At 69.9% G+C, this 20,156-nt stretch carries 17 protein-coding genes; 8 read left to right on the top strand and 9 right to left on the bottom strand.

Features of this window, described 5'->3' with window-relative positions; translation table 11 throughout:
* The 5 genes from ACJ8AN_RS32080 to ACJ8AN_RS32060 form a co-directional block, all read right to left on the bottom strand.
* Nucleotides 1–1,002, bottom strand: a 1,002-nt coding sequence (locus ACJ8AN_RS32080) for a hypothetical protein (protein WP_407759343.1), incomplete at its 3' end; no start/stop codon positions are given.
* 371 nt (nucleotides 1,003–1,373) lie between these two features.
* Nucleotides 1,374–2,597 carry a hypothetical protein gene (locus tag ACJ8AN_RS32075; protein WP_407759342.1) on the bottom strand — a complete coding sequence of 408 codons (1,224 nt, stop codon included), beginning with the start codon at nucleotides 2,595–2,597 and terminating at the stop codon, nucleotides 1,374–1,376.
* 387 nt (nucleotides 2,598–2,984) lie between these two features.
* Entirely contained in the window at nucleotides 2,985–3,626 is a 642-nt protein-coding gene (locus tag ACJ8AN_RS32070) for a VOC family protein (RefSeq protein ID WP_407759341.1), read from the bottom strand.
* A gap of 141 nt (nucleotides 3,627–3,767) precedes the next feature.
* Nucleotides 3,768–4,229 (bottom strand): hypothetical protein, encoded by a 462-nt coding sequence (locus ACJ8AN_RS32065; RefSeq protein WP_407759340.1) that lies wholly within the window; start codon nucleotides 4,227–4,229, stop codon nucleotides 3,768–3,770.
* 100 nt (nucleotides 4,230–4,329) lie between these two features.
* Nucleotides 4,330–6,096 (bottom strand): hypothetical protein, encoded by a 1,767-nt coding sequence (locus ACJ8AN_RS32060; protein ID WP_407759339.1) that lies wholly within the window; start codon nucleotides 6,094–6,096, stop codon nucleotides 4,330–4,332.
* A gap of 103 nt (nucleotides 6,097–6,199) precedes the next feature.
* Between ACJ8AN_RS32060 and ACJ8AN_RS32055 the strand changes: the two genes are divergently transcribed.
* Nucleotides 6,200–6,988, top strand: a complete 789-nt coding sequence (locus tag ACJ8AN_RS32055; RefSeq protein WP_407759338.1) for a hypothetical protein — start codon at nucleotides 6,200–6,202, stop codon at nucleotides 6,986–6,988.
* A gap of 26 nt (nucleotides 6,989–7,014) precedes the next feature.
* A complete protein-coding gene (locus tag ACJ8AN_RS32050) occupies nucleotides 7,015–10,236 on the top strand; it encodes a VPS10 domain-containing protein (RefSeq protein ID WP_407759337.1) in 3,222 nt (1,073 codons plus the stop codon).
* A 66-nt stretch (nucleotides 10,237–10,302) separates the two neighbouring features.
* Here ACJ8AN_RS32050 and ACJ8AN_RS32045 read toward each other — a convergent pair whose 3' ends face one another.
* Entirely contained in the window at nucleotides 10,303–11,373 is a 1,071-nt protein-coding gene (locus ACJ8AN_RS32045; protein ID WP_407759336.1) for a ketopantoate reductase family protein, read from the bottom strand.
* 58 nt (nucleotides 11,374–11,431) lie between these two features.
* Nucleotides 11,432–12,007, bottom strand: coding sequence for a CBS domain-containing protein (locus ACJ8AN_RS32040; protein ID WP_407759335.1), 576 nt, complete (start codon nucleotides 12,005–12,007; stop codon nucleotides 11,432–11,434).
* Nucleotides 12,008–12,217: 210 nt separating this feature from the next.
* On the opposite strand from ACJ8AN_RS32040, the gene ACJ8AN_RS32035 reads away from it, so the two are divergent.
* Nucleotides 12,218–12,874, top strand: a complete 657-nt coding sequence (locus ACJ8AN_RS32035; RefSeq protein ID WP_407759334.1) for a hypothetical protein — start codon at nucleotides 12,218–12,220, stop codon at nucleotides 12,872–12,874.
* On the opposite strand, the gene ACJ8AN_RS32030 is transcribed toward ACJ8AN_RS32035, so the two are convergent.
* Nucleotides 12,864–13,430 (bottom strand): hypothetical protein, encoded by a 567-nt coding sequence (locus tag ACJ8AN_RS32030; RefSeq protein WP_407759333.1) that lies wholly within the window; start codon nucleotides 13,428–13,430, stop codon nucleotides 12,864–12,866. The genes ACJ8AN_RS32035 and ACJ8AN_RS32030 overlap by 11 nt on opposite strands.
* An 11-nt stretch (nucleotides 13,431–13,441) precedes the next feature.
* The gene (locus tag ACJ8AN_RS32025) at nucleotides 13,442–14,086 is read right to left on the bottom strand and encodes a hypothetical protein (protein WP_407759332.1); all 645 of its coding nucleotides are present in this window, start codon (nucleotides 14,084–14,086) and stop codon (nucleotides 13,442–13,444) included.
* A 293-nt stretch (nucleotides 14,087–14,379) separates the two neighbouring features.
* On the opposite strand from ACJ8AN_RS32025, the gene ACJ8AN_RS32020 reads away from it, so the two are divergent.
* From ACJ8AN_RS32020 to ACJ8AN_RS32000, 5 genes are all read left to right on the top strand, one after another.
* Nucleotides 14,380–15,273: an SRPBCC family protein gene (locus tag ACJ8AN_RS32020; RefSeq protein WP_407759331.1), complete on the top strand. Its 894-nt coding sequence runs from the start codon at nucleotides 14,380–14,382 to the stop codon at nucleotides 15,271–15,273.
* A gap of 24 nt (nucleotides 15,274–15,297) precedes the next feature.
* The gene (locus ACJ8AN_RS32015; RefSeq protein WP_407759330.1) at nucleotides 15,298–16,584 is read left to right on the top strand and encodes a hypothetical protein; all 1,287 of its coding nucleotides are present in this window, start codon (nucleotides 15,298–15,300) and stop codon (nucleotides 16,582–16,584) included.
* A 159-nt stretch (nucleotides 16,585–16,743) separates the two neighbouring features.
* Entirely contained in the window at nucleotides 16,744–17,436 is a 693-nt protein-coding gene (locus ACJ8AN_RS32010) for a carboxypeptidase regulatory-like domain-containing protein (protein WP_407759329.1), read from the top strand.
* 1 nt (nucleotide 17,437) lies between these two features.
* A complete protein-coding gene (locus ACJ8AN_RS32005) occupies nucleotides 17,438–18,655 on the top strand; it encodes a phage tail sheath family protein (RefSeq protein WP_407759328.1) in 1,218 nt (405 codons plus the stop codon).
* Nucleotides 18,648–19,136, top strand: a complete 489-nt coding sequence (locus ACJ8AN_RS32000; RefSeq protein WP_407759327.1) for a phage tail protein — start codon at nucleotides 18,648–18,650, stop codon at nucleotides 19,134–19,136. Before ACJ8AN_RS32005 ends, ACJ8AN_RS32000 begins: the two co-directional genes overlap by 8 nt.
* Nucleotides 19,137–20,156: the final 1,020 nt, after the last annotated feature.

Below are 20,156 nucleotides of genomic sequence, written 5' to 3'. Positions count from 1 at the left end.
CCACCAGACGCCGTGGACGAAGGCCGCGATGCCGCTGGTGAAGACGGGTTTGGAGATGTCGGCGGACGCGGCCCACTCCTCCTCGTAGAAGGCGGCCTGGTCCATGTCGAGCCAGCCCAGGGCAGCCCCTTCGTCATCGACCAGCAGGAAGTGTCCGTTGTTCGTCTGCTGGAGGTAGTCCGCGGCCCGGGTGCTCTCCAGCCCCTTCCATTTCTGGCGATGGGTTCCGCTCTTCTCCTCATAGGTGTGCGCCAGCAGCACCTTCCAAGGGCCCTGCCGTGGGTCCAGCACGCGCAGCGAGGAGTCGGCCCGGCCGGGCCAGGCGGTGAGCACCTGGGGCCGCAGGATGAACACCTGCCCGGGGCTGTAGCGGGTGGGCTTGAGCTTCTCGCTCCCCTCGGGGGTCTTCCCCCACACCAGCCCGCCGACGAGCACTCCGCGGCTGTCCAGCTTCACCAGCGCGGCGTCTACACAATCGAGGACTTCCCGGGGTTGTCCCTCGGTGGCCTTCTGGAGTTCGCGGACGGCGGCATCCTGCGCCTCCGCCTCGCTGGCCGATAGGAACGCCTCCACCTTGGGTTGGAGCTCCACGGGCAGCCGGGCGACGCACTCCAGTGCCCTGGCTTCGTGCCGCGCCAGGAAGTCGTTGTAGGTGCCGGGCTTGAGCTTCCGCAGTCTCTTGGCAAGGGACTTGTTGTCTTTGCGAATCTCCGCGGCGTACCAGTCATGGAGCGCTTGGGCGACGGTGGGCACGGCGAGCGCGACCGGGGCCACTTCGGGAGCCAGGGATACCGCTGCCGGACCCGCGTATCTGGCGCTGTAGCTCTTCTGGATGCGCTCCACGAGGGGTGCGCTCCCACTCCCAGAGGCCACGTCCGGAGCTTCCTCCGTGCGCTTGTCCACCTGGAGCCCCTCTGGCCCGAGCTCGGGCTGCTCCCGTTGCGTCTCGGTGGGGTCTGCCGCGGTCGTAGCGAGCACGAGGAGAATCAGAAGCGTTCGCATCTTCGATGGCCCTGACGAAGTGTTGCCAGCGCATCGATGCTCCCATGCACATTCGGCGGCTGTCCAGGCACGGGATTCGTCCTGGCCGTCTGCGCCCACACCTCCTGCCCGTGGGAGAGGGCGCGGGTCGAGGGGCGCGGACTCGCCAGAGGTCCTACGGGTTCTGCTTGGGGATTCTGGGACGGCTCCTGCGCCGGAGGAGGAGCGCTCATCGCGGCGGCGGCGCGCCTGATCATCTCATTCTGGGTGTGGTCCTCCTTGCGGGTGGCGAGCTGCCAGTCGTGGCCGAACAGGTCGACGACACGGCTCGAGTTGCTACTCTTCTCGGTTGATGAAGGGATGGTTGCTGTCGGCCATGGCGCTCTCACGACTCAGCGTATCCGGTAGAGCTTCTTGAGCGTTGTCCTGGCGTTCGCCGCCTTCAGCTCATAGTGGAGTCGGCCTTCGTGGGCCGTGAGGCGGCCAAGCTCTTCGTCGTGGTGCCAGGTGAAGCCATTGTCCTCCCGGGATTCAGCACTCAGACCGAGCTCTTCTTCTGGGCGTAGGGCGCTCGAATAGCGTGGTTTGCCTTGATAAAGCTTGCGGAGTTGGCGAATCCGCAAGAACTCGGGATAGGGCTCGCGGATGGATACGGCCCGCTGGCTCGTCTCCAGCTTGACCAGACGAAGGAAGTCGATGACGTAGATGGGGTTCTGGTAGCGGGTCGTCGTCATGCCTCCGGCGCCACCCGCCTCGGTGAAGCCGTCCGGATCCCACCAGACGCCGTGGACGAAGGCCGCGATGCCGCTGGTGAAGACGGGTTTGGAGATGTCGGCGGACGCGGCCCACTCCTCCTCGTAGAAGGCGGCCTGGTCCATGTCGAGCCAGCCCAGGGCGGCCCCTTCGTCATCGACCAGCAGGAAGTGTCCGTTGTTCGTCTGCTGGAGATAGTCCGCAGCCCGGGTGGTCTCCAGCCCCTTCCATTTCTGGCGATGGGTTCCGCTCTTCTCTTCATAGGTGTGCGCCAGCAGCACCGTCCAGGGGCCTTGGCGTGGGTCCAGCACGCGCAGCGCGGAGTCGGCCCGGCCGGGCCAGGCGGTGAGCACCTGGGGCCGCAGGATGAACACCCGCCCGGGGCTGTAGCGGGTCGGCTTGAGCTTCTCGCTTCCCTCGGGGGTCTTCCCCCACACCAGCCCGCCGACGAGCACTCCGCGGCTGTCCAGCTTCACCAGCGCGGCGTCCATGCAGTCGAGGACTTCCCGGGGTTGTCCCTCGGTGGCCTTCTGGAGTTCGCGGACGGCGGCATCCTGCGCCTCCGCCTCGCTGGCCGATAGGAACGTGTCTATTTTGGGTTGGAGCTCCGCGGGCAGCCGGGCGGCGCACTCCAGTGCCCTGGTTTTGTGCTGTGTCAGGAAGCCGTTGTAGGCGCCGGGCTTGAGCTTCCGCAGTCTCTTGGCAAGGGCCGTGTTGTCCTTGCGAATCTCCGCGGCGTACCAGTCATGGAGCGCTCGGGCGACGGGGGGCACGGCGAGCGCAACAGGCGCCACTTCGGGAGCCAGTGATACCGCTGCCGGACCCGCGTAGCTGGCGCCGTAGCTCTTCTGGATGCGCTCCACGAGGGGTGCGCTCCCATTCCCAGAGGCCGTTTCCGGAGCTTCCTCCGTGCGCTTGTCCACCGGGAGCCCCTCTGGCCCGAGCTCGGGCTGCTCCCGTTGCGTCTCGGTGGGGTCTGCCGCGGTCGTGGCGAGCACGAGGAGAATCAGAAGCGTTCGCATCTTCGATGGCCCTGACGAAGTGCTGGGCGGGCATCGACGAGCCCATGAGCATTGGACGGTTGTCCAGGTGCCGTTCCCCGAGCCAGACCGCAGTATTCCATGGGATGCACGGGCGAGCGCGCCTGGACCCTGACCAGGCGCGAGTATTTGCATCGAGTCCCTCCCTGAGCCCACACCCCCTCCCAGCTCGGGAGAGGGCGGGTGAGGGTCCCGGGGAGCCCGGGTTGTCTACGGGTTCTGCTGGGGATTCTGCGACGGCTTCTGCTGGGAATCCTGGGGAGCGGACTGGCCCGGAGGAGGAGCGCTCATCGCGGCCTGGGCGCGCTTGGCCATCTCCTTCGGGGTGAGGTCCTCCTTGTGGGTGGCGAGCTGCCAGTCGTGGCCGAACGGGTCGGCGACGCGGCCGTAGCGATCGCCCCAGAACATGTCGGAGAGGGGCATGGACACCTTGGCGCCGGCGGCGATGGCCTGGTTGAAGAGCGCGTCCACGTCACGCGTGTAGATCATCAGGCTGGAAGCCCGGCCGTTGAGGGACAGCGGCGAGGTGGCGCCCATCTGGGGGAACTCGTCGCTGAGCATCACGATGGAGTCGCCGATGCGGATCTCCGCGTGCAGCAGCTTGCCGTCGGGCCCGGGCATGCGGTTGAGCTCCTTGGCGCCGAAGGCCTTCTTGTAGAACTCGATGGCCTCGGCCGCGCCGCGCACCACGATGCTCGGCGTCACCACGTGATAGCCCTTGGGAATGGGCAGGGCCTTCTTCGCGCGCGCCGCCTTCCTGGCGGGGACCTTCTTGGCCACCTTCGTCGCCACCTTCTTGGCCGCTGCCTTGACCTTCTGCGCTGCCTTCTTGACCGCCTTCTTCATCGCCATGGTTCACGCCTCCGGAAATTCACGTTGAGTCCCGATCCTCTCGGGCAGGCGCGCTGTCTTTCCCTCGCGCCACCCCGACGCACCGTGAAGGCGCAGCATGAAACGAAGCGCGGCCCGCTGACAACGTGAACCGCACCAGGCTCACGAGCCCGCGGGCGCCACGAGGACATCCAGGGACACCGCGCCGGGGCATCCATCCACGTCCTGGACCTTCCAACGCCCGACGTAGCCCGAGCCCTCGTAGTGGGCCTCGGCCTCTCCCGGCTCCGACTCGCCGCCCGTGAGGCGGAAGCCCGCGGCGGGCAGCTCGCGCTCGAGGAAGCGGGCCACGGCCTTCGCGTCCGAGGGCGCGAGCGTGTGCAGGATGAGGCGCCCGCCGCTGCGGCGCTCCTCGGAGGTCATCACCGCGCCGGGGGGCAGCGGAAAGGCCGCCGGGAAGTCCGGGGGGCGCTCGATGCGTGTGCCAGGCCCGGCGCACCCGGGCAGCGTGCCGGTGCTGGCCTGGGCGGTGGACGCCGCCGGGGGCTCCGCGCCCCGGTTCGCTTGCTGACTGGCACAGCCCGCCGACACGAGCGCGAGCAGGACGAGGTGCATCCGCTTCATCCGAGAACCCTCCCAAGGAGTGTGATGCTTCAAACAAAGACACCGCCCCGGAGGAGCCCGGGGCGGTGCCGCCCTCCACCCGATTCGAGCCGTGTGGCCCTTACGGCACCGGGCGCGGGGTGCGGAACAGGCGCTCGCCGCCCGACTGACGGGCGATGGTGGCGACCTGGCTGAAGGAGTTCGCGCCGCCCTGCACGCACGCGCCGACGCAGCCATCCGCGTAGCCGACCAGCACCCGGCCCTCGCGGTCCACGGTGATGTCCATGAAGTCGAGCAGGTTGCGGTCATTGCCGCACGTGGTGCCGCCCGTGCAGATGGAGCCGCGCTGGACGGGGTCGTTCGGGGTGGTGTCGGTGGTCTTCCACGTCTTCCCGCCGTCGTAGGTATGGGCGACGTAGAGGTGCCACGCGCCCTGGAAGTTGGCGGCGTCCTGGTAGTTGCCGCCCGAGGGCGTGCCGATGAAGGCGAACGCCGCGCGGTCCGCGTCGCCGGCCACCACCGCGGGGAACACGACGTTCTGGATGCCGAGCGCGTAGCCCACGTCCTGGTCATCGCTCCAGGTGAGGCCCTGGTCGCGGGACACGGCCACGCGGGGGTGCCCGTTGGCGTTCTGGTAGCCGAAGTACACCGTGCCATCGGCGCCGATGCCCACCGACGGGTCGCTCTCGCCCGCGAGGCTGCCGGGGACGGTGCGCACGCTCCAGGTCAGGCCGTTGTCGGTGGAGACGGCCACGCCCTGCTGGCCGTTGCAGCCCTTGTTGGGGACGTACACGGTGCCGTCCGGGGCGACCTTCACGTGCCCGTGCAGGCCGCCGCACTGCAGCAGGCTGTACATGGGGACGGCCACGCCGAAGGTGAGGCCGCCGTCACGGCTGAGCGCGCACGAGGCATCCGCGATGTCCTGCGAGCAGTAGTAGACGGCGTGCGGATAGGAGGTGAGGGGGCCCAGGACGCCGAGCGGTCCGTTCTTCGAGAAGGGGCCGCCGCCGACGGTCTGATGGTCCACGCCCGAGTTGATGCCGCTGCCCATGCTCGGCAGCCAGGACTCGCCGTCGCCGTCGCTGTAGGACATGAGGCTGGCCTTGCCGGCGAGCTGCGACTCGAAGGTGCGGCCCGTGACGGAGTCGGTGAAGAGGATGGGGTCGAGGCTCACCACCGCGGTGCTGGAGCTCTTCTCGAGCCAGGTGGCCGTGGCGGGCTGGGAGGTGTCGTTGAAGCTCACCCGGTAGGTGGACAGGTTGGACTGGTAGAGCGCCACGCCCGTCTTCCAGTTGGCGCCGATGGAGGGCTCACCGGCCTGGTCCCGGCGGTTGAGCGCCTCGGGGGCGGTGAAGGTGTCGTAGGCGGCCGCCGGGAACTGGGAGACGGGAGGCGGCGGCGGAAGCGCCTGGAGGGACGCGGTGGCGCTGAGGCTGCTGCCGAGCGGGAGGAAGGGCACCGCCCGGAGGGTGTAGTTGCCCGCGCGCGCCGGCAGCAGGACGGTCTCCGGGTTGCTCTGGGACGCCGCGGTGGACAGCACCGCGCCCGTCGCATCGAGCACGTAGAGGTCGAAGTCGGCGGCGGTGTTGCTCCAGGACACCTTGATGGAGAGGGTGTGGTCCGCCTCGTAACCGGCGGGCACGGAGACGCTCAGCTTGAAGTCGTCGCAGGGGCTGAGCGCGTTGCAGCTCAGGGTGCCCGCGGTCGCGCTGGCGTTGGGCACCAGGAAGGGCCCCGCGGAATAGGTGATGGACGAGGAGGTCGAGCTGACGGTGCCCGAGGACGGAGTGGCCGCCTGCGTCATGGGCGCCGCCAGCGCCGCCGCGAGCATCAGCACCGGGCGCAGCACGGACAGTGACGGGTGCGATTCTCTACGAGGGCGAAGCATCCGGACGGTCATGGGTCGATACCTGTTCTTCCCGAAGGGAGGGAAATCCGAGGGTTTTCCCTGACAATTGCCGCGAGGCGCTCGAATTGGATCGCGTAGTAGCGTGTCCAACACCATGCACATCCACTCCAGGCTCATCGCCGTCCTGCTCGGGCTCGCCGCGGGTACAGCCAGCGCGACGACGGCCGACGAGCTCATCACCCAGAACCTCGAGGCCCGAGGCGGGCTCGCCAACATCAAGGCGCTCCAGGCGCTGCGCACCACCGGGAAGATGCAGATCTCCGGCGACAGCTTCTCCATGGAGATGGCCTGGTCCGCGCTCACCCGGCAGGGCGGAATGCGCCGCACCGAGGTCTCCCTCCAGGGCCTCACCGCCGTCACCGCCTATGACGGCAAGGAGGCCTGGCAGATCCAACCCTTCCAGGGCCGCAAGGAGCCCGAGCGCCTCTCCGCCGATGACGCCAAGCCCCTGGCCCGCGAGGCGGACCTCGAGGGGCCGCTCGTCGACTACGCGCGCAAGGGCCACAAGGTCGAGTACCTCGGCACCGAGGACGTGGATGGCACCGGCGCGCACAAGCTCAAGGTCACGACCCGGGACGGCGACGTCCAATACATCTACCTGGATCCGGACCACTTCCTGGAGATCCGCGTGGTGACCCAGATGCGCCTGCGCGGCGTCGAGTACGTGCAGGAGATCGACCTGGGCAACTACGAGAAGGTGGCCGGCGTGTACGTGCCCTTCTCCATCGAGACCGGGCCCAAGGGGGGCCGCAAGTACCAGAAGATCACCATCTCGTCGGCCGAGCCCAACGTGAAGCTCGACGAGGCGCTGTTCCACCTTCCGGCGAAGCCCGGGAAGCCCACTGAGAAGACGGCCGCGGAGGTGAAGTGATGGGCCGCCAGGAGAAGAGCACGTTCATGCGACGCAGCATGCTGTTCACGGCCCTATGGGCCACCACGTCCCTGGCCGGCACGCCGGCCGCGAGCCCCACTGCGGCGGCCCCGGTGGTGCGCTTCGACTCGGGCACGGTGTCCGGCCTGGGCGCGCGCAACATCGGCTCGGCGGCGATGAGCGGGCGCGTGGCGGCGATCGCCGCGCACCTGGAGGACGGCAAGACGACCGTCTACGTCGGCGCGGCGAGCGGCGGCGTGTGGAAGTCCACCGACGGCGGCACCACCTTCAAGCCCGTCTTCGACAAGCAGCCGGTGCAGGCCATCGGCGCCATCACGCTCGACCCGAGCAACCCCGAGGTGGTGTGGGTGGGCACGGGCGAGTCGTGGACGCGCAACTCGGTGTCGGTGGGCAACGGCCTCTACAAGTCCACCGACGGCGGAGAAACGTGGACGCACATGGGCCTGCCCGAGTCCGAGCGCATCAACCGGATTCTGGTGCACCCGAAGAACCCGGACGTGGTCTACGTCTGCGTGCCGGGCAAGCTGTGGAGCGACTCGGCGGAGCGCGGCCTCTACAAGACGGCCGACGGCGGCAAGAGCTGGTCCCTGGTGCTCAAGGGCAAGAACCTGTCCACGGGCTGCTCGGGCCTCACCATGGACCCGGGCAATCCGGACGTGCTGTTCGCCGGCCTCTGGGACTTCCGCCGCAAGGGCTGGACGTTCCGCTCGGGCGGCGAGGGCCCCGACGCGGCGAGCGGCAGCGGCCTGTTCCGCACCAGCGACGGCGGCAAGACGTGGACGGCGCTGACGCGTGACACCGCGAGTGGCCTCCCGAAGCAGCCCTGGGGCCGCCTCGAGGTGGAGATCGCTCCGTCCAATCCCAACCGCGTGTATGCCTTCATCGAGTCCACCGGCTCCGCGCTCTACGTCTCGGACGACGGCGGCAAGAGCTGGGAGGAGCGGGACAAGAGCCAGATGATGGTCTGGCGGCCGTTCTACTTCGCCAACCTCGTGGTGGATCCGGCGAACCCGGACCGCCTGTTCAAGATGAACCTCGGCCTCATCGTGTCCGAGGACGGGGGCCGGAGCTTCAGCGGCAGCGGCGGCGGCTCGCACGGCGACTGGCACGACCTGTGGATCAACCCCCAGAATCCCAAGCACCTCATCGGCGGCGACGACGGCGGACTCTGGACGTCCTACGACGGGGGCAATCGCTGGTGGAAGAACAGCAACCTGCCCATCTCGCAGTTCTACCACGTGAGCACGGACAACCAGGACCCGTACCAGGTGTACGGCGGCCTGCAGGACAACAGCTCGTGGGTGGGTGACTCGGCGTACCCGGGTGGCATCACCAACAACCGCTGGGAGAACCTGTACGGCGGCGACGGCTTCTGGGTGTTCCCGGACCCCTCGGACCCGGACTACGTCTACGCCGAGTCGCAGGGCGGCTACGTGGGGCGCGTCAACCGCCGCACGCACGCCTCGCGCGACCTCCAGCCCAAGGCGGGCTACGGCGAGAAGCTGCGCTTCAACTGGAACACGCCCCTGCACCTGAGCCCCAATGAGAAGGGCACGCTGTACATCGGCGCGCAGTTCCTGTTCCGCACGCGCGACCACGGCCAGTCCTGGGAGCGCATCTCTCCGGACCTCACCACCAACGACCCGCAGAAGCAGAAGCAGGAGCAGTCCGGCGGAGTCACCGTGGACAACTCGTCCGCGGAGATGCACACCACCATTTACTCCATCAGCGAGTCGCCCCGGAATGGCGGCGTCATCTGGGTGGGCACCGACGACGGCAACGTCCAGCTCACCCGCGACGGCGGCAAGACGTGGACGAATGTGACGGGCAACCTCAAGGGCGTGCCGAAGGCCTCGTGGGTGTCTTGGGTCGAGGCCAGCCGCTTCGACGAGGGCACTGCCTACGTGACGCTCGACCGGCACACCTTCGGGGACGTGGCGCCGTACGTGTTCAAGACCACGGACTTCGGCAAGACGTGGACGCGCATCGCCGGCCCGCAGCAGGGGCTGCGCGGCTACGCCCACGTGGTGAAGGAGGACGTGCTCGAGAAGGACCTGTTGTTCGTCGGCACCGAGTACGGCCTGTGGATCTCCATCGACGGCGGCAAGCGCTGGGCCGAGTTCAAGGGCGGCAACTTCCCGAGCGTCGCGGTGAGGGACCTGGTGGTGCACGGCCGCGAGAACGACGTGGTGCTGGCCACACACGGCCGCGGCATCTGGATCATCGACGACCTCACACCGCTGCGGGAGCTCTCCGACGGGCTGCTGGAGAAGGACGCGGCGTTCCTATCGGCGAGGCCGGTGCAGCAGCGCATGCCGGGCTCGGGCGGCTGGGTGGAGGGCGACGCCAGCTTCTCCGGCGAGAACCCGCCGGGCGGCGCGGTCATCACCTACTACCAGAAGACGCGCCACCTCTTCGGGCCCATCAAGCTGGAGATTCTCGACCCGGAGGGCAAGGTCATCGACACCATCCCCGCGAGCAAGCGCCGGGGCATCAACCGCGTGAGCTGGTCCATGCGGGTGGCGCCTCCTCGCTCGCCCAGGGCGGCCCAGCTGGCGTACAACGCGACCCAGGGGCCTCGCGTGCTCCCGGGCTCGTACACGGTGCGCCTGACCAAGGGCGACAAGGTCTACGAGACGAAGTTGGACATCGGCCTGGATCGCCGCGCGGCGTATACGCTCGAGGATCGCAAGGCCCAGTTCGACGCGGCCATGCGCGTGCACGCGATGTTCGGGGAGATGACGGACCTCACCGAGCGCATCCAGTTCGTGCGCACGAGCGCCGGGCGGCTCGCGGAGAAGCTCCCGGAGAAGGACGCGCTCCGCCGGAAGCTGGAGGGTGTCGAGGCCCGTGGCGACGAGCTGCGCAAGAAGATCGTCGCGACCAAGGAGGGCGGCGCCATCACCGGCGAGGAGCGCCTGCGCGAGCACATGGACTCGCTCTACGGGGCCATCCTGTCCTACGAGGGCCGCCCGGCGAGCTATCAGCTCGAGCGCATCGGCGTGCTCCAGCGCGAGCTGGAGGACGTGACGAAGGCCTTCGCCTCGCTCACCGCGCAACTGCCGGAGCTCAATGCCTCGCTCAAGGCGAAGGGCCTGCCGGAGATTGGCTCTCCGCCCGTGGTCGCTCCCGCGGCGCAGCTCTCCAGCGGTGACGTGGAGACGGCCTTCGGACGCTTCCTCGGCCTGCCCGTCCACGAGGAGGTGCGCTTCGAGGAGCGCGACTGAACGGCGCTGACCTGGCGTGAAGCAAGGCCCCGCGCGCCCTCGGGTGACGCGGGGCTTTCTTTTGCTTCAGCGGCCCTGGGGGCGCGTCTGCTCGTGGAGGCGGCGGAGCGTCTCCACTCCGGGCGTCAGCTCGCGCCGGGTCATGGCGTGGACCGCTCGCAGCAGGTGCTCGTTCACCGGCACCGCGATGCCGTGCGCCTTCCCGCGCTGGACCACCTCACCGTTGAGGAAGTCCACGGGCGGCTCGCGCCCCCGCTCGATGGCCGCCAGCATGGACGAGCGCATCCGCCGGTACTTCGCCCCAATGGCCAGCATCATCGCATGCTTGAGCACGAGCGAGGGCGAGCCCCAGGCCCGCTGCTCCGAGTCGCTCAATGTGAGCCACGCGAGGTCCACCGTGGAGGCCACCTTCTCCAGCTTCACGCCCTCGGCGCGGGCCACCTGGAACACCTCGGTGAAGACCTCCATCGCGAGCCTCCGGACGAAGCCGTGCCGCAGCAGCGGCCCCACCCGGGTGCCCCCCACCGTGCCCAACGTGGAGATGGCGCAGTTGATCGCCAGCTTGCTCCAGCGCGCGCCGCGCAGGTTGTCGGTGAAGGCCACCGGGCACACCGCGCGCAGCACCTCCGCCAGCCGGGGCAGCCTCGGGTCCTCCTCGCCGGAGAGCACCCCGAGCACCATGCCTCCCAGGGCGGTCCGCTCGTAGACACCCGTCTCCGGCGACGACGCGCCCCAGGCCACGATGGCGCCAATCACCTTGTCCTCGCCCACCACCCGGGCCACCAGCTCCTCGCAGAGCCCATTCGGGAGCACCACCATCGCTCCCTCCGGCGCGAGCAGGTGGGCCGTGTCCCGGGCCGCCGCCTCCACCCCGTTGGGCGGCGTGGCGAGCAGGATGAAGTCGTAGGCGCCCGTTGACGGAGGTTGGACGAAGACCTCCAGGCCGCCGCGGACGGTGCGCTCGCCCTTCTCGTCACGGAGGATGGGGCCGCGTGTCCGGAGCACGCTGGCGATCTCCTCGCGGCGCGCCACCACGGCCACCTTCTGGCCCCCCTCCAACAGGCGGGAGAGGAGCACACCACCAATTCCGCCCGCGCCGACGACGAGGACTCGGGGCGCTGTCTGTGCAGAGACCATTGCCCCCGTTGCCTACCACGAGCCGGGCCGGGATACCCGGGTGCTTCCGCTGGCTCGCTCAGCGCCCGCCGCGCTTGCGAGCCGGTGCCGCCTTGCGCACCGGCCGCTTCGCCGCGCTCTTTCCGGCCGGGCGCTTCGCCGCGGTACGCCCTCCCTTCCTCGCCGCGGTCTTGCTCGCGGCGCCCTTCTTGCCGAGCTGCCGGGGCGTGGTCTTCCGGCGTGGAGCGGGCGCGGCCCTGGCTCCGGGCGAGGACAGCAGCGACTCCAGCGCCTTGAGCGCGTCGATCGTGGTGAAGATTCCCTCCACGCGCCCATTGCGGGCGACCACGGCCGAGCCGTACTTGTGCATCGCCATCGTGCGCACCACCTCGAGCAGCTCCGTCCCCGGCGGCACGGCGTACGCCTCCTGCGCCATGGCCTCCTCGACGGCTACCTCCTTGGGGTCCACGCCCTTGAGCGTCTCGATGAGGTGCAGATCTCTCATCGACACCACTCCCACCAGCCGGCCTCCCTCCAGCACCGGCAGGTGGCGGATGGTGTGCTCGTTCATGAGCCGGTGCGCCTCGCTCAGGGGGCTCCGCGTGCCGATGGTGTGCACGGTGCGGGTCATGAAGTCATCGACGACGTGGGTCATGTGCGGTCCTCACAGGTTCTCCGCTTCAAGCTAGCAAGGCTCCGGCCACACCGGGGCGGCGAGGCACTCGCGCGCGAGCCCATCTGTTCGGCGCGCAGCGTCTGCGTCCCGTCCGGCCCGGGGCGCAACGGATGCGCGCGGCCGTGACATGACCTTCGCGGTCATCTACAGTGGGTTGACCGCAGAAGACACCCGAGAGGAGCTGGAGGAATGCAGTCCGCGACCGCGCTGCCCGGCCTGGAGCGCCTGTTGGAAGTGTGCCGCAGCCGCGCTCATCCCTTGAAGTACGAGCCACCCCTCGCACCCGAGCACCCGGTGGCGGCTTCCGTGGCGGGGCAGCCGATGGACCCACAACTGGCGGCCCTCCATTCGCGCGTGGGCTACCTCTGGGTGAGGGACGAGCTCTACGTCTTCCCGGAGCGCCACCCGCATCGGCCCGACCTGCACCAGGTGAACACGCACTGGCGCCAGGACCAGGCCGAGCCGTTCGGCTCGCTGCTCGTCTTCGCCCAGGATGACCGGCTGGCCTACTGCTACGCCACGGTGCCCTCCCTCGTGGACGCGCGCGGTCTCCAGCCCGTGGTGTGGGTCGACGTCTACGAGGCGCTGTATGCCGTCCCCGTCGCCTCGTGCCTCGACGCGTTCTTCGACACCTACGCGCGCTACCTGGAGGGCGCTCCCGCGTTCCACGATGGCGAGGACACGTCCCCGCTCCGCGCCTTCCCCTGGAATGCCTCCCAGGTCATCGCCCGGGACCGCGAGCTGGTGACGCGCCTGCGCGCCGGGCACTTCGATTTCCTGCTGAAGGCCAACGCCCGCGCTCGCGAGTGGGTGGACTCGCTGGCTGGCGCCTCCGTCAGTAGATGAAGTCGAAGTAGTGCACCTCGGTCCACAGTCCCGCGCAGGCCTGGAGGTCCGCCGTCCACTCCTGGGAGGGCAGGGTGCCCTGGGCCTCGAATACCAGCTCCAGCCGGTCATCCCGCGCCAGTTGCGGCACGCTCGCCGCCTCCACCGCGCGCAGGGTGATGCGCGTGGGCGAGAACGCGTCCGAGGGCTGGCGGTACTCCAGCAGCGTCCGGATGATCTCCGCCGAGCCGAGCCTTCTCAGGGACACCTTCGCGGACTGGATTCCGCTCAGGTCCGCGCCACCCGCCGTCACGTCGAGCTGGAACAGCCGCAGCCGGAACTCCGTCTCCAACCGGCCCTCGGGCAGGTCCGAGCCAATCTCCCCCAGCGGGAACTCGACGGTGTGCACGAGCGTCCCCGTGTCCGGCGTGGCGGCGGGGAAGGTGATGTTCCGCTCGGTCTTGCAGATCTCCTCGGTCTCGGCGTTCACCACGAAGAAGGTGTCGGCGATCTTCCGGCAGCCCGAGGTGAGCAGCGCGGTGGTGGTCAGCAGCAGGACGCGGGAAAGGGCGCGCATGGGGAACCCGGTCAGTTGAAGTAGACGATGAGGCCCAGCTTCGCCACCGGGCTGGAGAGGCCGATCGTGAGCGGCCGGGCGGTGACGTCGGGATTGGTTTCCGACTCGTGGAGGAAGGCCTTCGCGTCCGGGACTCCGATGAACCAGTAGCTGATGCCCACGCCCCCGAAGAACGTCACGTAGCGCCAGGGCGAGACCTCCAGGCCCAGGCTCGCGCTGAGCTGGTCGTAGCCCACCTCGCGGGTGCCCGTGGCCGCCGTGGTGGGCTGCCCGTGCAGCTGCGTCAGCAACTCGTTGTAGTCCGCCTTGAAGGTGTGGCCGTACTCCAGCTCCAGCGAGGGCGCGACGAAGAGCTCCAGCGGGATGAGGCTCAGCCCTCCGCGCACCCCGTAGCCCAGGCGGTTGCGCGAGCCGCCCACGTGCGCCCGCAGCCAGTGCCGCGGATGGATGAGCGCCTCGACGCTCACGCCCTCGGGGGCTCCCGCGACGAGCCTCGCGCCGAAGCGCGTCTTCCACGGCGGCGCCGCGTCTGGGTCCGTGGGGGCCGGTGCCGTCACCGTGCCCTCTGTCTCGGACGCGTCCGTGTCCTCCGGCTCCTGCTGGGCCCTCGCTCCCGGTGCGAGCACCAACACCCCCAGACAGGTGAGCACGCGCATGCACCGCACGCTCCTCCTGACGAGGTCCGCCGTGTCCGGGCCGCCCCTCGGGCCGATTGTCGTGCGCATCACTCCGTCCCTTCCGGGGCCACCCCGGCCTGAAGGCGAATCATTCGCGAGCCCGCGCCCGGAGAGAAGCCACGAGCACACGGTTCGCTTCCAGGCAGGGTGGACAGGCGGGCGGGCAGGGCTTCCAGGTGGGACAGGGACACCTGTGTCCGGGAGGGCTCGACCGATCGACGGGGTCTGCTACGGTGCATCATCCGGGTGCATCTGGCCCCTGGAACCGCTCGATGCTCAAGAAGATCCTGATCGCCTTCGCGACCGTGGTGGGGCTCGTGCTCGCCATCGGACTCGTGCTGCCGTCGAAGTACCGCGTCGAGCGCTCGACCGTCCTCCAGGCTCCGCCCGAGGCCATCTACCGCCACGTGGCCAACCTCCAGCGCTGGCAGGAGTGGGCGCCGTGGAACGCGAAGCGCTACCCGGGCAGCCAGTGGACGTTCGGCGGGCCCGCGGAGGGCGTGGGGGCCGTGCGCAGCTGGCGCGGCGAGGACGTGGGCCAGGGCACGCTGTCGCTCACGCAGGCCGACCCGAACACGGGCGTGGCCTATGAGCTGTCGGTGGAGCAGGGGCGCTACCTCGCACAGGGCCGCATCTCCTTCGCGCCCGAGGGCTCCGGCACCCGGGTGACGTGGGTGGACGAGGGCGGCATCGGCGGCAACCCGCTCGCGCACTACCTGGTGCCCCTCATCCGCTCGAGGCTCGGCGCGGACATGGAGGAGGGCCTGGCGCGGCTCGCGAAGGTGGCGCGGGAGCACTCCCTTCCGGGCGCGCCGGTGCCCGAGCCCGAGCCCAAGCCCGAGCCCGCTCCGGTGGAACAGGCCACGGCCGAGACGCCGCCAGCCGCTTCCGAGTCTCCCGCTCCCGCGCCGCAGGCCGCTCCCGCGACGGAGGGGACGACGCAGGTGGCCGCTCCCTCTCCGGCCGCCGAGGGCTCGCCTGGGTCCGCTCCGGCCGAGACGCCTCCCGTGACGGCGGCCACGACGTCTCCCTCGGGTGCGCCCGCTCCGGCCCCGCAGGGCACCGCGGCGCCTCCGGGTGAGCAGTCGGCTCCCGCGCAGACTCCAACGACGGGCGAGACTGCTCCGGCGGCGACAAACGCCACCACCACTCCCAGCCCGCCGTAGCGGAACGCGTTAGCCTCGGCTCCCATGTCCGGACGCGTGCACATGGGGGAGTCGCCGGGTTCCTCCTGGGAGCGTGGCCCCTCCACCGAGGACGTGCGCCGTCAGCTCGAGGGCCGCCTGGAGACGGTGGAGGCCGCGCGCGCCCGCTATGCCTCGCTGGAGTCGCTCCTGTCGGGCTCGGGGTGGAAGCGCCACCTGCGCGAGCACCCCGAGGCCCTCCAGGCCGTGCTGCGCCAGGAGCCCGCGTTCGAGGAGGCCCAGGCCCGCATCCAGCGCCGCACCCAGACGGACCAGTGGCCCGAGGACCTGCCCGTGCTCGCCACCGTCCGCGAGACGCGCGCCCTCCGGGCCCGGCTGGAGGCACTCGTCCACAAACGGCTCCGCTCCCTGTCCCGCGTCTCCAGCACGGCGTCGCTGGTGGAGGCGCTTGCCCGGCTCGAGAGGATCGTCCTCGAGCCCATGCCCCTGGAGCCCATGGCGGGGGAGGTGCGCGTGCTCGAGGGGGACTCGGCGGAGACGAGGGCCCCGTTCATCCTCTTCCCGGCCATCCTCCTGGGGTTGATGGCCACGCATTTCGTGGGGGGACTGGGGGCGTTCGTGATGATGCTGCTGCTCATCGCGAGCGTGTTCTTCACCGTGGCGCGCTCCGGCAGGTTCTGGCTCACCAACGAGCGGTTCGTGTGGAAGCCCCTCGTGGGCGAGCCGGTGCAGATCCCCCTGCGCTCCATCCCGGCGGACGGCATCCGGTCCACCCCCTTCAGCGTGCGCGTGGTGGGGGATCGCACGCTGCACCTGCTGCATCCGAAGAATCAGCAGGTAGACCTCGGGGCCGTGCTGGAGGTGCAGCGCCAGCCGCCGTTGCTCGGCTCGACGGCCGCCGAGCGCCTGGCCGACGTGGCCTGCTACGAGGCGACCCTCTCCCAGGGCAACTCCTCGCGGAAGGGGTTCGCGGTCCTTCGTCCCGGTTACGTCGCGTTCCTTCCGGCGAATCGGGACCTGGAGGTGCTGCGGGCCGTCACGGGCGTGGCGCCTTCCCCGGGCGTGACGTCCATCCACATTCCGTCCCTCATCGGGCAGCTGCGGTACCTGCCCTCGGAGGCCACCTTCGACGCGTGCATGGAGCGCGCGGCGTCCGTCGTGGGCGCCGTGCGCTGGAACGCCTGGGAGGTGCACTACGACGCTCGCGTGCCGGTGTGGACGGAGATCCGCATCCAGACCGACTACCAGCGCCCGCTGGTGTTGAGCGGCAAGGTGGACTGGAGCCAGCAGGCCGCGGCCGAGCGCATCCTGGCCGACTGGCCCAGGCGCTGAGCCGCGCGCTCCGGCGCACCCCGAGTGTCGGCGCACGGACGCCGCTCCCTCCCCGGGGCACACTTCCCTGGCCTTTGGCACGTGCCCAGTCTCGCGGCACTCCGAGAAAGGGTGCGAGAGCCAACTCTCGAAATCCCCGATATCTCGGCGAAGGGGCCTATGATCGATGAAGTCGATCAACGTCTGAAGACGTGGGTGGGGCGGGTGCTCGGCGACGCGCCCGTCTCCCTGGCCGTGCCGCAGCGCGAGAGCGTGGAGCGGGGCGTGGGCCTCTATCTGCTGGAGCTCGCCCCGGCGCCGCCGCCGCGCCCGGCCCATTCGTCCCGGCGGCCGCCGCTCCGGGTGTCGCTGTGCTACCTCGTCACCGCCGGTGGGGAATCCCCCGAGCGCTCGCACCACCTGCTGGGCGAGCTCGTCTTCGCGGCCCTGGAAGAGCCCGGCTTCGAGGTGGACCTCTCGCCACTCCCGGTGCCGCTGTGGGCCGCGCTGGGCCTGGCGCCCCGGCCCGCCTTCCGCCTGCGCGTGCCGCTCGAGCGCGAGCGTCCCGTGTCGGCCGTGCCTCGCGTGAAGGTGCCGCTCATCACCCGGACCGTGCCCGCGGTAGCGCTGCTGGGCCGCGTGGTGGGGCCCGGAGACATCCCCATTCCGGAGGCGCTGGTGGAACTGCCGTCCATGGGCCTGAGCGCGCGCACCGACGCGAAGGGCCTCTTCCGGTTTGCCTCGGTGCCCTCCGCCACGCCGCTCGGTCGGTTGGAGGTGCGTGCGAAGGGAAAAGTGCTCGCGGTGCGTGCCGAGGAGCTCCCCACCGAGGAGGGAGCGCTGGTGGTGCGCCTGCCGTTGAAGGAGGGCTGACGTGGCGACGAGTTATCTGACACCCGGCATCTACGTGGAAGAAGTGTCCACCGGGCCGAAACCGCTGGAAGCAGGGGGGACGAGCACGGCGGCCTTCGTGGGCAAGGCCCCCAATGCTGGCGCGCGTCTCAACGAGCCGGTGGCCATCAACAACTGGACGCAGTTCGTGAAGGAGTTCTGTCAGGGCAAGGACGTGAAGAGCACGCCCCTGTCCCTGGCCGTCTACGGCTTCTTCGAGAACGGCGGGCGGCGCTGCTTCGTGGTCAATATCGGGGACAGTCCCAGCCTGCTGGGCAGCGGTGGGCCTGGCCGGCAGGGGTTGGACTTGCTGCGCGAGGTGGACGAGGTGGCCATCGTCGCCGCGCCCGGCTACACGGACCCGGGCTCCTACAACGCGCTGCTCACGCACGCCGAGCAGATGCAGGACCGCGTGGCCGTGCTGGATGCGCCCGAGGACGCCACCGTCGAGAATCTGTGCGAGGTGGGCACGGTGTCCGCCGCACCGGGCAGGGAGGGGGCTCCCCCCGAGGGACCGCGCCGCTCGAAGGGCCAGCGGGCCCGGGCCTCGAAGTACGGCGCGTACTACTACCCTTGGGTTTCCCTGTACGACCCGTTCAATCCCAGGCAACTGGTGAACGCGCCGCCCTCCGGACACATCGCGGGCATCTACGCGCGGGTGGATGGGACGCGCGGGGTGCACAAGCCGCCAGCCAATGAGATCGTCCGCGCCGCCGAGGGCCTCGCCACTCCGCTCACGCGCGAGGAGCTGGGCGTGCTCAACCAGTGCGGCGTCAACTGCATCCGCTTCTTCCCTCGCGATGGCATCAAGGTGTGGGGCGCGCGGACGCTGTCGGACGACCCCGAGTGGCGCTACGTCAACGTGCGCCGGCTCTTCTGCATGATTGAAGAGGCCATCGCCGCGGGCACGCGCTGGGTGGTGTTCGAGCCGAACGACCTGACGCTCCAGCGCTCGGTGGTGCGCGACGTGAGCGCCTTCCTGCGGCGGCTGTGGCGGGACGGGGCACTGGTGGGCCGCACCGAGCAGGAGGCGTTCTACGTGAAGTGTGACGCCGAGACGAACCCGCCCGAGGTGGTGGACGCGGGCCAGTTGGTCTGCGTCATCGGAATCGCGCCGGTGAAGCCGGCGGAGTTCATCATCTTCCGCATCGGCCAGCACGCGGGCGGTGTGGAGCAGACGGAGGAGGCGGCCCGTGGCTGAGCCGAAACAGGCGGAGAATCCACCCCCGCAGGAAGGGGGAGCGCAGCCGGGAACCCAGCCGGAGCTGCTGCGTGGGTACAACTTCCGGATGGACATCAACGGGGTGAGCGAGGGGCGCTTCACCGCGTGCGATGGGCTCGAGGTGCAGGTGAACGCGCTGCGCTACCGCGAGGGCGGCGCGGGCCCGGTGGTGCGGCGGCTGCCCGGGCCAGTGTCCTACGGGGACGTCACCCTGCGCTATGGGCTGACCACGTCGCGCGAGCTGTGGAACTGGTTCATGGAGTCGGTGAATGGCACGCCGACGCGCAAGAACGTCTCCATCATCATGACGGGGCCGGACGGCATCACGGAGGTGTTCCGCTGGAACCTGGTGGATGCCTGGCCCTCGGCGTGGAAGGGGGCGGCGCTGGATGCGCTCGGGCAGATGGTGGCCATCGAGTCCGTCACGCTCGTCTTCGAGTCCATCAACCGTGGCGGATGAGCATGCCAACAAGAGCCGTGGCCTCGTGCGAGCGGTGGCCCGGTGGGTGAAGGGCTGGGCGGAGTCCGTCCTGGGGGAGAGGGTATTCGTCCCGCCGTCTTCCCACCTGGAGAACCCAGACCTGGGGAACCCAGACTCGGGAAGCGTGGATACGGGAGGCCCCCCCGAGCACTGGCTGCGGCTGGTGGAGTCGACTCGGGGAGGACCGCCCGAGCACTGGGTGGAGCTCGTCCGCCGTGGGGCACCGCACCTGCTCGAGGGCCTGGGGTTGGAGGACTCGAGGCCGCGTCCACCCGCGGTGCCTCGCGTGCCCGCGCCGCCGAGGTCCGTGATGCCACCGGCGGCTCCCCGGCGGGAGCCCGCGCCCGTTCGTGGTGAGGTGTCTGTGCCTCGGGAGCGGCCTCGTGTCCGTTTGATGATGCCGTCGCACCCGGCGCCCTCCGAGCCTCCGGAGGTGGAGCGCGAGGACTCGTCCATGGAGCACTCCGCGCCCGTGCCCGTGCCTGTTCCGCCTACGGGGACGCGAGCGGGTGAGCCTCCCGTGCGTCCACTTGTGGGCGAGCCTCCCGCGCGTCCATCGCTGGCGCGAGGGGGAGGGGCTCCTGTTTCCGATTCCAGGCGCGGAGACGCACGGAAGGATCCTCTGTTCTCTCGCGAGACGGAGCCCACTCCGGTTCCAGTGCCCGGTACGGCCGGGTCTGCTCCCACGCACCACCGCACGGAGACACGGGAGCGCACGCACTCCCCACGGACACGAGGGCTCTCGCTTCGCCCGCTTCCCGAGAGCTCCCGCTCCACGGAGAGCTCGAGGCCCGTGACTGTTGTCGAGACTCGTATGAACGGGAGGGGGAACCCGGGGCCTTCGATACCCTCACCCCGTCCCTCTCCCGGAGGGCGAGGGGTGATTGCTCCACGGGTCCACGTACCGAATGTGCTCACAGCTCCGGGTGTGAGCTCGTCTTCGGCCTCGCGCTCCTCTTCGTTCCCGATTCCGGAGTCCTCTTTCCCGCGGACTCCACG

Origin of the sequence: Archangium sp., assembly GCF_045802675.1 — a bacterium.
GTDB lineage: Bacteria > Myxococcota > Myxococcia > Myxococcales > Myxococcaceae > Archangium.
This window is presented reverse-complemented; position numbering and strand designations above follow the sequence as displayed.